Origin of the sequence: Bacillus sp. SIMBA_154, from assembly GCF_046536015.1 — a bacterium.
GTDB classification, from domain to species: Bacteria; Bacillota; Bacilli; order Bacillales; family Bacillaceae; genus Bacillus; species Bacillus pumilus_P.
Window position 1 is genome coordinate 1 of the sequence record NZ_JAWJBV010000024.1, and the last position, 14,554, is coordinate 14,554.

12 protein-coding genes are annotated in these 14,554 nt (G+C 43.1%); all 12 read right to left on the bottom strand.

What is annotated here, in order from left to right; translation table 11 throughout:
- Positions 1-100 precede the first annotated feature (100 nt).
- A complete protein-coding gene (locus R0K30_RS19680; protein ID WP_099727690.1) occupies positions 101-1,732 on the bottom strand; it encodes a M14 family metallopeptidase in 1,632 nt (543 codons plus the stop codon).
- Between the two features lie 182 nt (positions 1,733-1,914).
- Complete coding sequence (gene citM, locus R0K30_RS19685; RefSeq protein ID WP_099727691.1) at positions 1,915-3,213, bottom strand: Mg(2+)/citrate complex secondary transporter CitM; 1,299 nt, start codon at positions 3,211-3,213, stop codon at positions 1,915-1,917.
- 190 nt (positions 3,214-3,403) lie between these two features.
- On the bottom strand, positions 3,404-4,381 hold the full coding sequence (locus tag R0K30_RS19690; protein WP_099727692.1) for a tripartite tricarboxylate transporter substrate-binding protein: 978 nt from the start codon (positions 4,379-4,381) through the stop codon (positions 3,404-3,406).
- 3 nt (positions 4,382-4,384) lie between these two features.
- Positions 4,385-5,083, bottom strand: coding sequence for a response regulator (locus tag R0K30_RS19695; protein ID WP_230031717.1), 699 nt, complete (start codon positions 5,081-5,083; stop codon positions 4,385-4,387).
- A gap of 3 nt (positions 5,084-5,086) precedes the next feature.
- Positions 5,087-6,682: a sensor histidine kinase gene (locus R0K30_RS19700; RefSeq protein WP_410612422.1), complete on the bottom strand. Its 1,596-nt coding sequence runs from the start codon at positions 6,680-6,682 to the stop codon at positions 5,087-5,089.
- A gap of 140 nt (positions 6,683-6,822) precedes the next feature.
- Positions 6,823-8,199 carry an exosporium glycoprotein BclB-related protein gene (locus tag R0K30_RS19705; protein ID WP_410612403.1) on the bottom strand — a complete coding sequence of 459 codons (1,377 nt, stop codon included), beginning with the start codon at positions 8,197-8,199 and terminating at the stop codon, positions 6,823-6,825.
- 112 nt (positions 8,200-8,311) lie between these two features.
- Positions 8,312-9,397, bottom strand: coding sequence for a bifunctional diaminohydroxyphosphoribosylaminopyrimidine deaminase/5-amino-6-(5-phosphoribosylamino)uracil reductase RibD (gene ribD / locus R0K30_RS19710; protein ID WP_410612405.1), 1,086 nt, complete (start codon positions 9,395-9,397; stop codon positions 8,312-8,314).
- Between the two features lie 284 nt (positions 9,398-9,681).
- Complete coding sequence (locus tag R0K30_RS19715) at positions 9,682-11,439, bottom strand: WD40 repeat domain-containing protein (RefSeq protein ID WP_249705278.1); 1,758 nt, start codon at positions 11,437-11,439, stop codon at positions 9,682-9,684.
- A gap of 18 nt (positions 11,440-11,457) precedes the next feature.
- Positions 11,458-12,246 carry a formylglycine-generating enzyme family protein gene (locus R0K30_RS19720; RefSeq protein ID WP_367308191.1) on the bottom strand — a complete coding sequence of 263 codons (789 nt, stop codon included), beginning with the start codon at positions 12,244-12,246 and terminating at the stop codon, positions 11,458-11,460.
- Between the two features lie 32 nt (positions 12,247-12,278).
- Positions 12,279-13,004 (bottom strand): GTP cyclohydrolase II, encoded by a 726-nt coding sequence (locus R0K30_RS19725; protein ID WP_099727697.1) that lies wholly within the window; start codon positions 13,002-13,004, stop codon positions 12,279-12,281.
- A gap of 411 nt (positions 13,005-13,415) precedes the next feature.
- Positions 13,416-13,562 (bottom strand): hypothetical protein, encoded by a 147-nt coding sequence (locus R0K30_RS19730; RefSeq protein WP_180275520.1) that lies wholly within the window; start codon positions 13,560-13,562, stop codon positions 13,416-13,418.
- 20 nt (positions 13,563-13,582) lie between these two features.
- Positions 13,583-14,239, bottom strand: a complete 657-nt coding sequence (locus tag R0K30_RS19735; protein WP_410612409.1) for a class I SAM-dependent methyltransferase — start codon at positions 14,237-14,239, stop codon at positions 13,583-13,585.
- Positions 14,240-14,554 lie beyond the last annotated feature (315 nt).

Sequence of the window (14,554 nt, forward strand, 5' to 3'; positions counted from 1 at the left end):
CTTTTCTCTATTATAAAATGAGGAGATGTAAATTTTAAGAAAAAAATAAAGCTGTCGAGATTTTCTCGACAGCCTGAGCGGCACAATGCGTGCCGCTTTTTTATTTGATCCCTAACGTCTTCTGATGAAGCAAGAAACGATAGACTGGCAGTTCATCGCCTGCTTTCGAAGCAATAAACCCTGATGACATATAGCTATCTTTTGATTCTGGTTCAAGGGCAAGTGACAGCAAATTGGTTTGTGGCTGTGCTGTCAAATACACCTTGGTTCCTTTTGGCAGCTGACGTTTCTTTTCAACGAGTCTTGTTTCAAGCTGAATGTCTGTTTTGCTCTTTTCCTCTCGCTGTGTCACCTGATAGGCTTGTACTGGCACTTTCACGCCAACAGGCAATGTGACACTTTTTAATCCTAATGTTCTGAGCTTCCTCTCTACCCCTTCATGACCTGGGAGAATGAGATAAGCTGTCGGTCGCTCTCTTGTCAATACGGGAACTGCATCGCTCGCACTATGAAAACGCACAGGGACATCGATGGTCTGTCCTTTCTCAATATCCACCATTTCGAGTGAATCGTTCACAGGTGCTTTGAAATCATCTTGAATGACCACTTGATCGTCATCGTTTGTTTGAAGACCCTTTTTCACCAGTTTCAGCCGCTCCGTCACCATTTGCTGCTTGACTTGTTTGGCATGCTTCACCGTTGTCTCAATGATTTTTTCATGAGTGGTGACTTGTGCTGCGACGCGGCGGGCAAAGTCCTCCCTTCCAATTCCAATCCCCCTGCTTTCTACAAGAAATGATATAGCTGGCGAGAGTGCAAGGGCATTTCGGCCAATTCGTGCATCCGTTCCGCCTTCATAGAGATCGATCTTTCCATCCTTCCCTCTTGTGTTTGTATAATATAGGTCATTAGAAAATCCTTTGTTCGTCAGCGTTTCCCGAACTCCGTTCACATACAACTCATTTGATGTCAGACGAATGCTTTCAGGAATGTTCAAATTCTTACCCGATAAAATGAGTAAATCATGATATTTGAGGGCGCCTGATGAGCCAACATCTTCAAACTGCTTTTGGCCTACATCGTATTCATGGGCATCAATGACCACCTCTGGCGCATAACGATTAAATTCTTGATGCAAGGCTGTGAGTTCTGGAGATTCTAATGTCATATGATCACGGTTCCCGTCCATTCCGTTTGCAAGCCTGCGGTCAAAGGCATATGAACCATCTGGGTTGATCCTTGGGACGATGATGATATTGACATGATTGAGTACACGCTCTCCTTCTTCACCTGCTAGTCGTTTCGCGATAACAAGAGCAGATTCGCCGGAGGCTGGCTCATTTCCGTGTATTTGTGCTTGAAGCCAGATCGTTGGCTTTTTTGAAAGTGGAGAGATGTGACGATCCTTTGTAAAGTAGAGAGCTGGAATAGACCGGCCATCAATGGATGTTCCAATCTGTTTCTGCGTGGCGTAAGGACTTTTGCGGACAATGTCACGTAAGAAATGTTGAAGCTCTTCTTGAGTCGTAAATGTGTCTCCTTTTTTCTGAAAGGCAGGTGTGTCGAACGTCTCGTCAGGCTCAGGGTATAGCTTTTTGACTGAGGCTGGCTGTTCATAACTTTTTCCATAATAAGGGGTGTCTGCGTTTGCTGAGGCTGGAGTCATCATCGACAAACTGCCTGTTATGAGGCATACAGCAGCAAAAAGAATTGTTCCTTTTCGTTTGGACATGCTATCCTCTCCCTTCGTTGATTTGCATTATAAAGAAAAAAACAGACAAAGTGTCAGTATTTTTCAAAAATATATCTTTTGGAGGAACAGGCATTTCTTTGTATAGGGCAAATGAATGGAGCTCGCCCGGCAATATGACCTAAAAAAAAGTGCCTGCTCTATACAGCAGGACACTCTTCTATTCACCAAATGGAAATGGCTCCAATGAGAACCGCCATGACGGTCATGGCGACGACCGCAAGCACAGCCCATTTCATCCCAAATTTCTGATGACGATCCAGTGATACCCCAACAAGTCCAACAAGTAAATGAGTCGATGGAACAAGTGGACTTAACATATGAATCGGCTGACCAATAATAGACGCTCTGGCAATCTCAATTTTATCGACACCGTATGCTGCCGCTGTTTCTGATAGGATCGGCAGTACCCCATAAAAGTATGCATCATTCGGCATAAAGAAAGTAAATATCCCGCTTGTTAACGCGACAATGACTGGAATAAATCCGCCAAGCTGCTCTGGAATAGCAGATACAATCGAAATCGCCATTTCATCGACCATTTTCGTCCCAGTTAAAATACCTGTAAAAACACCTGCCGCAAAAATCATAGAAGCAATCGCTAACACGTTTGTTGAATGAGCCGCAATCCGCTCACGCTGCTGATCTAAATTTGGATAGTTCACGATAATCGCCACACAGAAAGCAAGAACAAATAGAACGGTTAGGCTGACTTTTCCTGACACAAGCAATAGCACCAATAACAAAGTAAGCGCCAGGTTAAACCACCAAAGTTTCGGGCGTTTGATGTCATCTTGCAGTGCCGCTGCCATTTCATTTGCATGGATCGGCTGGTCAAGTTCAATCACACCAAGGCGTTTTCTTTCGGCTTTTCCAAGAAAATAAGAGACAATCATCATACTCAAAACCCCTGCGCCAATGACTGGAATCATCGGGCCAAATAAAAGTGATGGATCAACGCCAAGTGCACTTGCCGCTCTAGGTGTTGCACCGCCCCATGGAATCGTATTCATAATCCCCATGCCAACACCCGCAATACCTGCTAAAATAATCGGCCGGATGCCAAGCAGCGTAAATAACGGAAGCATCGCTGTTGTTGTAATCATGTACGTCGTTGTCCCGTCACCATCAAGTGCGACAAGCATGGTCAGGACAGCTGTTCCGACAATAATTTTTAATGGGTCGCCTTTGACGATTTTTAAGATTTTCGCCACCATCGGATCAAATAAACCCGCATCAATCATAATGCCGAAGTACAAAATGGCAAACATAATCATGACAGCTGTCGGAGCGACTTGCTGCACACCTTTGACAATCATGTCTGAAATTTCAGTGAAATGAAAGCCTGCAATAAGAGCAAATGCAATTGGTGTTAATACCAATGCCGTTAGAACAGACATACGTTTCGTCATAATCAAAACCATAAATACAATCATCATAAGAAATCCTAAGATTGCTAACACTTTATTCACCCCTTATGTTGTATACGCTTTCATTAATTATTGGTATCCCATTTCCAACCCTTTCTGTCATCATATCTGACGTTGAAATTGAAGTAAATATTATGAATTTTAATTCTTTTTCGGTCGATAAATGCTTTTTGTTCATTTTGTGCAACCGTTGTTCTTTTTGATGCCATATAAAAAAGCGGCCTCACTCGACCGCTTTTTCTCCTTGTATGAATTGCTCATAACGCCTTAATTGATCTTCCATAAAGACCTTTGCCTCTTTACTGTTCATATAACGACTTGTCCAGCCTTTTTGTTTTAACTGCTTTTTCCAGGACTCGGTTTGCGTCATTTTTTGAAGAAGCTGATCCCATTCACGAATCTCGTGCTGATTCATTTGCTTAGGTCCCATGACACCGCGCCAATGAGAAAAGATGAGCGGGATTCCTTGCTCTTTCCATGTAGGCACATCTTCAAAGCCCTCTAATCGCTTATTGGTTGTGGTCGCTATGAGTTTTAGCCTCTTCTTTTCATAATCATGACGCACCTCTGTAATAGTAGTCGTTGCTGCATCCACCTCATGGTCAATGAGCGCCTGAAATAAATCATCTGCACTGTCAAATTTCAAAAATTGAATGCGGTAAGGGTCAATCCCTGCCATTTCTGCTGCCCGGGCGAACGAGATTTGATCGTCATTCCCAAAGTCAGGGGCAAAACCAATCTTTAAAGAATCTGGTTTTTTCTTTAGTGTGTTTAACAGTTCCTTTCCATTTGAGAAAGGAGAATTTACAGGGACTGCGACGACCTGCCACTCTTCAGCAAGAATGGCGAGTGGTGTTACATCATTCATTGTTACGTTACTGCTGCCAAGCAAATTACGGCTCAATAATAAGCTTGAATTTAAACTAATATAATTGGCATCTTGCTCCATCATATACGTCCATCCTTTATCCACCGTTCCGTCTCTTTGATAAAGGATATTCACAGGCCGTTTCACCAGCTTCTCTTGTTCAAGCACTGATTTCATCACCTGAGCCGTTTGGTCAAATCCACCGTCAGGCACACCTGACACCACAATATATAATGGACTGCGCTGCTGGAAAGAATGTTCTGCTGTTTTTTCATTAAAGGTGAGCGACATACAAAGGCAGATCATGATGACAAGAAGTATTCCTTTTTTCATCTTTTATGACTCCGCTTGCTTTTTGGCAGAATAATATCTTCGTTCTGGTCTGCCAATGATCCCGTACGCAAGCTCTGCCCGGCATTCTCCCGTTGTAACGAGATATTCTACGTAACGTCTCGCTGTTGTACGTGATACGCCCATTTTTTCTCCGAGTTCTTCCGCTGTAATCCCGCTATTCTCTGATGCCATCAGTGTTTTCACTTTGTCCAAGGTCAGTGAATTAATGCCTGTTGGCAGGTCTCGGTCACCCTTTTGTTTTGGTTCTTCCTGCATATGGCCAAAAAACAGATCAATCATTGTTTGATTGACTTCATCCTTTGAATTGATCAAGTCCTTCTTTTCTTTATATTCGGTTAAGACTTGCGTGAATTTTTGGGCTGTCACCGGTTTAATTAAATAATGAACCACTCCATAATGAAGGGCATCTCTTAGAAGCATTGTTTCCGTTGCAGCAGTAATAATGATGACATCTACTTCAGGATAACGTTCTCTTAAAAGCGGCAAAAGGTTTGTGCCGAGCTCATCAGGCATATACACGTCAAGCAAAATGAGATCGACCTGTTCTTTTTGGAGTGCCTCCCACATATCATTTGCACTCTTTGCCTTTCCAGCGACTTGAAAGCCTTGTATCTTTTGTATATAGGTTTCATGAATGGCAGCGATTCGAAAATCATCCTCCGCAATGAGTACCTTTATCACAATCTATTCCCCCTTTGTGCCTTTCGGTATGTATACAGTGAAGATGGCACCGCCTTCTTTTTGGTTCGTTACTTCAATCCAGCCCCCAAGTTCATCTAATACTTCTTTCACATTAGCTAGTCCGTAGCCTCGCCCTTCTCCCTTTGATGAATGACCTCTTGTGAAAAGATGTGACAGTTCTTTTTCATTCACCCCATCACCTGAATCAGAAACCTCTATGATAATATCAAATCCAATATCTGTGATGAACAGGCCTACCTCTCGCTTTTCCTTATTCAATACGGCCTCAAAGGCATTGTCTACGAGATTGCCAATAATGGTGATAAAGTGAGATAAACTCAAATGAGCTGGAAGCGGCTCCAATGAACTATTTTCATCAATATGGAAATGGACCTTCTTCTCAGATGCCTTGCCTAACTTTCCGAGTAAAATGGCTTGTATCTTCGGAGAGCGAATTTGCTTCATGAGTAAATCGTGCTGACGATTTTGAAGCGTATATTCTTCCTTAATTAAGTCGATGGCTTCATCCACTTGTTTCAGCTCAAGCAAGCCTAAAATGGCGTACAGCTTATTTGAGAACTCGTGTGTTTGTGCTCTAAGGTCTTCTGAATATTGGCTTACCTCTGTCAATGTATCCAGCAGCTTTGTCAGCTCTGTTTTCTCTCGAAAGCTCACAATTCCCCCGAATACTCTATGGTCCTGCACCACTTTTTTCACATTTAACACAAAGGTTTTATCATTGACGACGGTTTCGATGTTAGGTTCAATCGTCTCTGCCTTTAAATAGGAAAGAAGATTGGTATTTGGCAAGACTTGGTCAATATGAAGCGGCAGCGCTGAAGAAGCACGCAGCATGTGTTCAGCTGACGTATTCATCATCGTAATCGCACCTTTACGGTCAAACGCAATGATTCCTTCTTTGATGGCATGCAGCATCGCTTCTCTTTCTCGATATAATGAAGCAATTTCATGCGGTTCAAGCCCTAATGTATCTTTGCGAATACTCTTTGTTAAAAAAATGGCACCGAATATGCCAGGCAGCAAAACAAGAAGGGCGATATAACTCAATTTGAATAGTTGATGGGCTGTCGCTTGATCGATTTCTCTTTTTAAAAATTCAACAGTGACTGTCCCAATAATTTCTTCATGCTGTCCTGCTTCTTTCATAATCGGGGCACTGCCCCTGACAACGATTTCACCAGCAGAATCACCCGTCGATATGGAGGTTCCTCCAAATAGCAGGGTACTCCTTCCTTCAGATACACTGATGGTTTTTCCAACATGCTCATGATTCGTATGAAAAAGGACCTTTCCTTTTTGATTGGTGATTAAGATGGCATGTGCTCTTACTTGCTCCTTCATTTGCTCGAGCACTGCCTGTTCTTCATTCTGAGATGCTGATGCGGCTACCGATGCTTTAATTGGCGGCATATATGATATCGTTCTAGCGGTTTGCACTGCCAGCTGTTCAGCTTGTCCCTGCCTTTCTGCTGTCTGCAAAAAACCAAAACAAATGGTCAATAAAGCAATGACAACAAGCAAAAGCCCGATAATTAATCCCAATATTTTCGTTTGTAAAGTGACTTTCCTTTTGCCCATCCTCACCGCCACAACCCCTAATTCAAATAGATTCATCGAATAAACTCTAAGAAAATCATATCATTTTTTCTTACGAAGTTGAGAGAAAATTCATTCAAACAAAAAAGGACGACTCAAATCAAGTCATCCCTGTTTGTTGATTACGTGATGGATAAACCAGCACTCGCATAGCCTGCTACGGTGTTAATTAAAGATAAGCCTGTTGCAGTCGCAGAGAATACAACCAGTAATCTTGTTTCCGGTGTAACTGGCACATTCAGGCCGGTAGCGATGCCGTTTGAAATAGCACCTATCGATAAAATCCCTGTTAAGTCTGGAGCCAATGTGACGCTCGCTACTTGAGTGAAGCTGTTATCTGGTGTCGGTGAAGCAAATAAGCTAGCTGTCACTGTGATGTTTGTGCCGACTAAAGAAAGTGCTGCTGTCGTACTAAAATAGCCGGCAAATGAAGTAATGGTACCAGCTCTCGGTACAGAAAATGCCATGTTTAATAAAGTTCCTGCGGCTCCTGTTAAATCAATGATCCCACCTACAATGCTGACACCTGTCGCTGAGTTACCAAATCCAACCAAGCTAGATGTCCCGACTAGACCGCCTCCGATTGTCGTCAAAACAGCAGGAGTTCCTGATGCAAATGGGATAATCGCACTCGATCCTGTGACACCTGTTGAACCAGTGGCTCCGGTGGCTCCTGTTTTCCCTGCTTTTCCTGCTTTTCCTGTTTTTCCGGTAGCGCCGGTTACTCCTCTTTCTCCCGTTACTCCTGTCGCTCCCGTTACTCCTGCCGCTCCCGTTACTCCTGTCGCACCCGTTACTCCTGTCGCTCCCGTTACTCCTGTCGATCCGGTATCTCCTGCCGCACCAGTTACCCCTGTCGCTCCGGTATCCCCTGTTGCTCCCGTTACTCCCGTGTTGCCAGCGCCTGCTAATAACGTATAATCTGGAGATGTATCTGGGGTACCCATTGGCGATGCTGTATTCACCATATACGTACTACCCTTGTATGTCACAATTTGACCTAATGTATGTGTCGAAACCGTCTCTAGATCAAAATCCACTATTCCAATTAACCCTATTCCGGTTGCACCAGTTGAACCTTTGTCTCCCTTTACTCCCGCTGAACCTGCAGCAGCTAATAGCGTGTAATCGGCCGATGTACTTGGTGTTCCTGATGGCAGAGCTTTATTCACTTTATATGTACTGCCATTGTATGTCACAACTTGATCTAGTGGATAGGTCGCTGCTACCGCTGGATCAAAATTCACAATTCGGGTTAACCCTACATCTACTGGGCCTGCTGAGCCTTTTCCATCCCCCCTTCCTGGCAAACCTTGTATTCCACAAACACATGGATCCTGTCCGCAACAAAGATTTTCCACTGACTTTTCAGGTTTTCCACTCTTACAACTATCACATACCCATCCATTATCCTTATACGCATCATACCAGCTTCCATTTTGGTAGTGGTCGGCCGAATGAGCTGGATATGTTTTTCTGCACTGTCTACATCTTCTCATAGAATCCCCCCTATCCATCGTATTCATCCATATGGGGAAAGGTGTATGTACACTTTTCATTTTATTTAGAAATATTGAAAAGACCTTGCACTCCATGCACAAGGTCTTTTCTTCATTGAAATCTCATCGTCATTTTTAAATCCTTTCCTACCATACTATAGTCAATATCCGCTGGACGGATCGCCTCTTTTAGTTTTTTTATTCCTTTTCCTTCAAACATAGTAGGTGCATCTTTCCCGCCAATCAATAAAGGTGCCATATAAATAACAGCTTCATTCACAAGTGACGCTTCTAAAAATGACGCACTCACACTGCCTCCTGCCTCAACAAGTACTGACATCACAGAGCGCTTCTTTAACATGTGTAACACATCTTGAAGATCTGTCCGTTGTTCCCCGTTTGTGACAAATACTTCATACCCTTTTTGCACAAGCTGATCATACTTTTTTTGATCGTACATTCGTGAGGTACAAATAATGGTTTCTGCCATATGATCTGTTAAACATTTTGCATGAAGCGGGATCCTTAATGTTGAATCTAAAATGACACGAATGGGCTGAGTGATGAATGAATCCTTCACAATTAAACCTGCATCATCTTGAATAATCGTTTCAACTCCTGTAATCACCGCATCTGCTTCTTGACGTAAAAGCTGCACTTCCGTTCTCGCTTCTGTTCCGGTGATCCATTTGCTTTCTTGATAAGCCGTTGCAATTTTCCCATCTATTGAAATAGCTGATTTTAATATGACATACGGAAGGTCTGATTGAATCAAATGAAAAAAAGGCAAATTTAAGCGGTCTGCTTCCTGTTTACATATTCCTTCTTCTACTTCTAACCCTGCTTCTTTCAACATGGTCATCCCTTTACCTGCTACAAGCGGATTCGGATCTTGAGTGCCAATGACCACACGTTTCACACCGCTCTTGATGATGGCTTTTGTGCAAGGACCCGTTTTTCCTTGATGCGTACAAGGTTCGAGTGTCACATACATGTCAGCCCCCTTCGCCTTTTCTCCTGCCATTTGCAGCGCATGAATTTCAGCATGCGGCTCACCTGCCTTCAAGTGAGCACCAATCCCAACGATCTCCCCGCGTAGAACAATCACTGCACCGACAAGCGGATTGGGTGAGGTTTGTCCTTTCATTGCCTTTGCGTTGGCAATGGCCAGCTTCATATAAAAAACATCGTCTTTCATCTGTGGCTCCTTTCTTCTCTTTCAAGGGAAAGAACTCCTTCAGGAAAATGAAGGAGTTCTATTCTCATGTGCTAAATTTTTTCCATCCGTTTCTTTTCAGATCGATCATAGTAAGGCAAGGAATAAAACAGTTTATACGATGCTCGTTGTTTACAGAAACAGCATTTGCGTAATTCATATTTATTAATGAGGAGCACATGCGGACAATTGAGTACAGTCAGACCCTTTTTCATATGTTCCTTGCAAACACTTATCATGAGAATCCCCCGCTTACATTCTTTTTCTTAATGAGAGATTACTTCTTTCGGAAATTGTTCAAATAAGCGCAGTACTTCCGTATGCGTACCATCTTCTCTAATGTGATAAATACCGCCGTCATATGAGCTTGCATATACATCATTACCTAATTGTCTGATTGCACTAATCCCATTCTTGGCAATTCTGATTGGACCAGTATTCACATGTAACTCTGGATTCCACACAACGATGTATCCCCAATAATCTCCGCTCACAATATAGCCAGAATCTGTGACAGTGACTGATTTAATGGAATATTGATGCTCATTGTGCTGGTCTAAAATTCTACCTGTATGCAAATCAAACAATCTGACATTCTTGTCACGGCTGACAATGGCAATGCGGTCTCTTTTGCTATCAATAAATACATCATTTAATAGCTCTGTCGCACCGATATATTCCGCTTTTAAGGACAAACTCTTTTTATCTAGAAGACAGATGGTCCCTTCAACCGCAGCGGTGATGATATGATCTCCTTCTACCTTTAATGCTTTGACCGCACAATCATGTGCTTTGGAACGGCCGATTTCCTTTAAGTGTTCCGTCGAAATGACATGCACATAACCGCCGTAAGTTCCAATATAGAATTGCCGGTCCTCCTCGTGGAAATACACACTGTTGACTGGGCCTGTGTTGAGATCAAAAGAGACCATTTGCTGTAATGATTCGTGTACAATGTGCACTTGACTTGCATGATCTCCCCAAGCATAATAGCTTCCATCCCGTGCGACAGCCACCCCATTTGTTAAAACGCCTGTCGATTTTGCGATTTCGATCCCGTTTTTTCTGAATTTTCCGTCATCTGATGCGGTGATGATGTCACCCGTATCAGTCAACGCAATATCATTAATAGACGGTGTCGCCAGTTCAATCTCATCAGATATGACTTTTCCCTCTTCAATCGACCATTCACAATACGTTTTCCCAAAGCTGGCTCCTAGGATGGCCTTCTCATCCTCTGTCCAGACAAGCGAGCGCTCCCATTGATATTTATGAGGCAGCAGCGTATCGATTAAATCTCCCGTTTCATAATTCCACAGCTTAATTAAATGGTCATAGCCTGCTGTCAGCAAGTAATCTCCGCTCGGAGAAAAATTCACACGCTTTACACCCTGTAAATGGGCTTTGATGATTTTTTTCTCCTGTAAAGTGTTCGCATCATATATGATGACGGTGCCATCATCTCTGCCAAGTGCAAACACTTCTTTTTGATTGCTGCCGCTGATTGTGTCCAGCTCATAATCAAATGGGCCAATTTCCCCCACAATTTCTCCTGTATCATACAGCCAAACAAGGACATAGCCATCATCACCTGTTGTATAAGCTTTATCCCCATGTATCCATACAGCTAATACATCTTTGCTATGTCCATGGAATTCTCGTAAGATGGCTCCTGTTTCGATATCCCATACTAAGCATCTTCTATCTCTAGATACCGATACTAGCAAGGTATCCTGTTTGGCAAAGGCGACGGCTTCCACATCATCCGCATGACCAAACAGCGTACGAATTCGTGTCTGTGTGCCTGTATCATACAATTGAATGGTATAGTCTGACGATGCACTCGCTAGATACTTTCCACTTTCAGAAAGAGATAAAGAGTTAATGATATGCTCGTGACTCCCGATAAACGTTCCTTCTCCTGTTTCCCGGTCCCACTTATAAATACAGCGGTCATAGCCGCCAGTGTAGACAATTTGGTCATGCTCAGTAGATAAAACAGATGTAATTGGTCCTCTATGCATGGTTTTACACTCCTATCTTTATATGTTTTTTTGACGAGTAACTAGACGAAAACCAGTAAATCGAAAAACGGGGTCTGGGTGCTTCCCGTGTCTTCTTGCGACTCTGCATAAATCTCCGCCTCTTGCGAAGGAGCCGCCTTTTAGAATGTAGTAATCGCTGCCGATTGTTTCCGTTAAATCATCTACGACCTCGATCCCGCCTTCATATACGTGATATTTGGTGTTGACCCATTCCTCGACATTGCCTCCCATATCATAAAGTCCAAATAGGGATCTGCCCTTTTCGTAATGACGGACAGGCGTCGTTTTTTCGATATTGGATTCGTGCGTATTGCAGCAAGAAGGATCGAACTCATCTCCCCACGGGTATTGATTTCTCGTGTTACCCCGGGCAGAATACTCCCATTCTTCTTCAGTAGGGATTGAAACGTCATATCCGAGCTTCCCGCTCAGCCACTGACAGAACGAGAAGGCTTCCTCGATATCCATGCCCCAAGCTGGATGGTCTTTTCCTCCACCAAGCTCTGGGTTCGTTAAGCTTTCCGGATAAGTCTGGCCTGTTTCATCACAATAGCTTTGATACAATTCATTTGGTACGACTGTATCTGAGATAAAAAATTCATTGATATACGGCTGATAGGATGGAAATTCTTTGTACAGCCATTTTTGAAATTTTTTCTCACGTCCATAGGCTGGATTGAGAAGCTTGTCCTTCCAAAATTCTGATGCCTTTTTCATATCTTCTTCATTACTTCCAATCGTTGCATAGCCGCTTGGGATTTGAATCCAATTGATATCAGGTTTCACGCTTTTCTCCCGCCTTCTTTAAATAAACTCATCTACTGATTAATTAATTTCTTCTCATCGACCATATGCCCTGAGGCTGCTTTTGCCTTTAAATACGCTTCGTTATAAAGAGAGGCTTCTACCGTATGATCAAATCGTAAAACTGGAAGCCCGTAAGCAGCAATGGAGTCGACTTTATCTGGATTGTTTGTTAACAGGTGCAATGGTTTCCCTTTGTTTAAGTAGTGCAATACAGCCGCAGCTTCCTCGTAATGCCGATCATCATCTCCGCAGCCGATCAGGCGATTGGCCTCAAACGTATCCAGTTTCATTTCCTGTAATTTATACGTGAATGCTTTCGCCATCAGCCCAATGGAACGCCCTTCTTGGTTGGCCATATACACAAGCATGCCTTTTCCGTGTTCTGTGATTTTCTTCAGCGATAACGCAAGCTGTGGACCGCAATCACATTTCAGTGACCCAAACACATCCCCTGTTTGGCAGACACTATGAATTCGCACAAGCGGAGGTACCTCATTTTCAAAGTCGCCAAATAGGAGACAAGAGGAAAATGTTTGCTGCGTGGTACTCATTTGTACAATGGATTCGATCGTTGGCTTTGTATCTGGTTCAACAGGTGAAAAGGCATACCATTTAAACTGCACTTCCTCATGTTGAATAGAGATTGGCAGATTCACTGGCCCCACGAGCAAATAGTTTTTTTCTTGAAATGAAAAATGATGAATCATTGATTGTAATTCAGCTACAAACTTGTTCATTTGTCTCCCCCCTATTCATCACTGCACCCAATTCGATTTTGACAGCGCAGTGATGGAGTGATGAATATGCACACTCCCTCAGCCTGGGCACGCGTTTCCAGCTGCAATCATGGCTTGTGAGGAAATGCCTGTACAAATGCCGGGTGCATACATTCGCTCCATGGATGCGCGATGCCTCTCATCGTTTAAGTCCCTTTATCTTCGTAAAAGAAATGCCTGAAGAACGACGACTCTTCGACCTGGCCTTTGTCCAGTACAAAGGAGCAGAAATCGAGCTTCATACGCTGTATTCTCTGTAAGAGCAGCGACACCATCCGGTAATTCTTGAATGGAGCATGCACGCCCTTTCTTAAAAGAACACCTCCGTAAGCTTCGAGCTGCTTTCTACCTTTTACTAGAAGCTCTGGTTCTTTATATGCTATTGGTCACATAAGTGCGTATCAGCTGGGCTCGCCACTCACCATTGATGAATAGATGATACTTCTTTTCAGCTATAATGATTGCAGCACTTAAGCCACTTGGACTTGAACCTGCACCAAGAACCATCACTTCATACATCGTGTTTATCCTCCTTTGTACTAGATTTTGACGGCAATGACATGATGCTGGCTGATTCCGGCCTTTGCTTTTAATGGTGCAATCGATACAAGCTCAAGACCTGATGTACAAATTCTTTCTCCAAGCTGAGAATCTGAAAACGAAAAATGAAATCGGCCATCTTCTCCGATTAATCCTGTTTTCCACTCTTCTCCCCATACAACAAGTGAAAAGACGCCACCTTCATGAAGTAAAGAAGAGACCTGCTTTAAGTAACGTTCGTGATCATCAGGATGTTGATGGTGAAAACAGCCATGATCTAAAATTAAATAAAACTGCACCTCGCGCCCCTGATCACTCGACCATGACATAAAATCCTGATGAACGAAATGGACAGAAATCGTGTCTTTTTTCTTTAACCCTTCCCACTCCTCATGCTCATACAGATCAATGCCGACATATGCTGAAAGTCCGCTTAAATGTTCAAGTGCCCGGCCGTTCCCGCACCCGATATCCAGCACAGAAGCAAGTGCATCCTTTTCCCTTGAACGCCATGCCTTTAATGACATCACAGCTGCGTCCGTTAATGACGGATCAGTGGACCACATATCTGTTCTTTGCTCATAGTGTTCTTGAAATGCCATGCGCATTTTTTCTAAATACAACCCACTGTCTTCATGGTACAAAGCCTTTTTCATCACGGGACCTCCTTCAATTCACAATCACCTTTTCTGACAATGATGGTCTTCAAGCAAAAAGCCTTATGATAGAATGAAAGATGGATTTTCTAGAAAAATCTGTTTTCTAAAAAAAGAGAAGCATCCCACATGTTCATTCTTCTTTTTCAGCACTCATCCTCACATGCAGCCATTCGCAAGATACGGCGCCTCAGCTTGTTGTCTCTTTTTTTCATATGAGTTCACCTCCTTCACTGCTTGATCAAGGTTTAAATGAAAGCGCTTTCTCTTTTGTATTCCTCTATTCGGCTTATACAAGAACTGACATCTTTTTGA

Excerpts from the sequence above, each read along its gene's own strand:
- R0K30_RS19680 (WP_099727690.1), bottom strand. The coding sequence starts at position 1,732 with ATGTCCAAACGAAAAGGAACAATTCTTTTTGCTGCTGTATGCCTCATA.
- R0K30_RS19690 (WP_099727692.1), bottom strand. The coding sequence starts at position 4,381 with ATGAAAAAAGGAATACTTCTTGTCATCATGATCTGCCTTTGTATGTCG.
- R0K30_RS19700 (WP_410612422.1), bottom strand. The coding sequence starts at position 6,682 with ATGGGCAAAAGGAAAGTCACTTTACAAACGAAAATATTGGGATTAATT.
- R0K30_RS19705 (WP_410612403.1), bottom strand. The coding sequence starts at position 8,199 with ATGAGAAGATGTAGACAGTGCAGAAAAACATATCCAGCTCATTCGGCC.
- ribD (WP_410612405.1), bottom strand. The coding sequence starts at position 9,397 with ATGAAAGACGATGTTTTTTATATGAAGCTGGCCATTGCCAACGCAAAG.
- R0K30_RS19715 (WP_249705278.1), bottom strand. The coding sequence starts at position 11,439 with ATGCATAGAGGACCAATTACATCTGTTTTATCTACTGAGCATGACCAA.
- R0K30_RS19725 (WP_099727697.1), bottom strand. The coding sequence starts at position 13,004 with ATGAACAAGTTTGTAGCTGAATTACAATCAATGATTCATCATTTTTCA.
- R0K30_RS19730 (WP_180275520.1), bottom strand. The coding sequence starts at position 13,562 with ATGTATGAAGTGATGGTTCTTGGTGCAGGTTCAAGTCCAAGTGGCTTA.
- R0K30_RS19735 (WP_410612409.1), bottom strand. The coding sequence starts at position 14,239 with ATGAAAAAGGCTTTGTACCATGAAGACAGTGGGTTGTATTTAGAAAAA.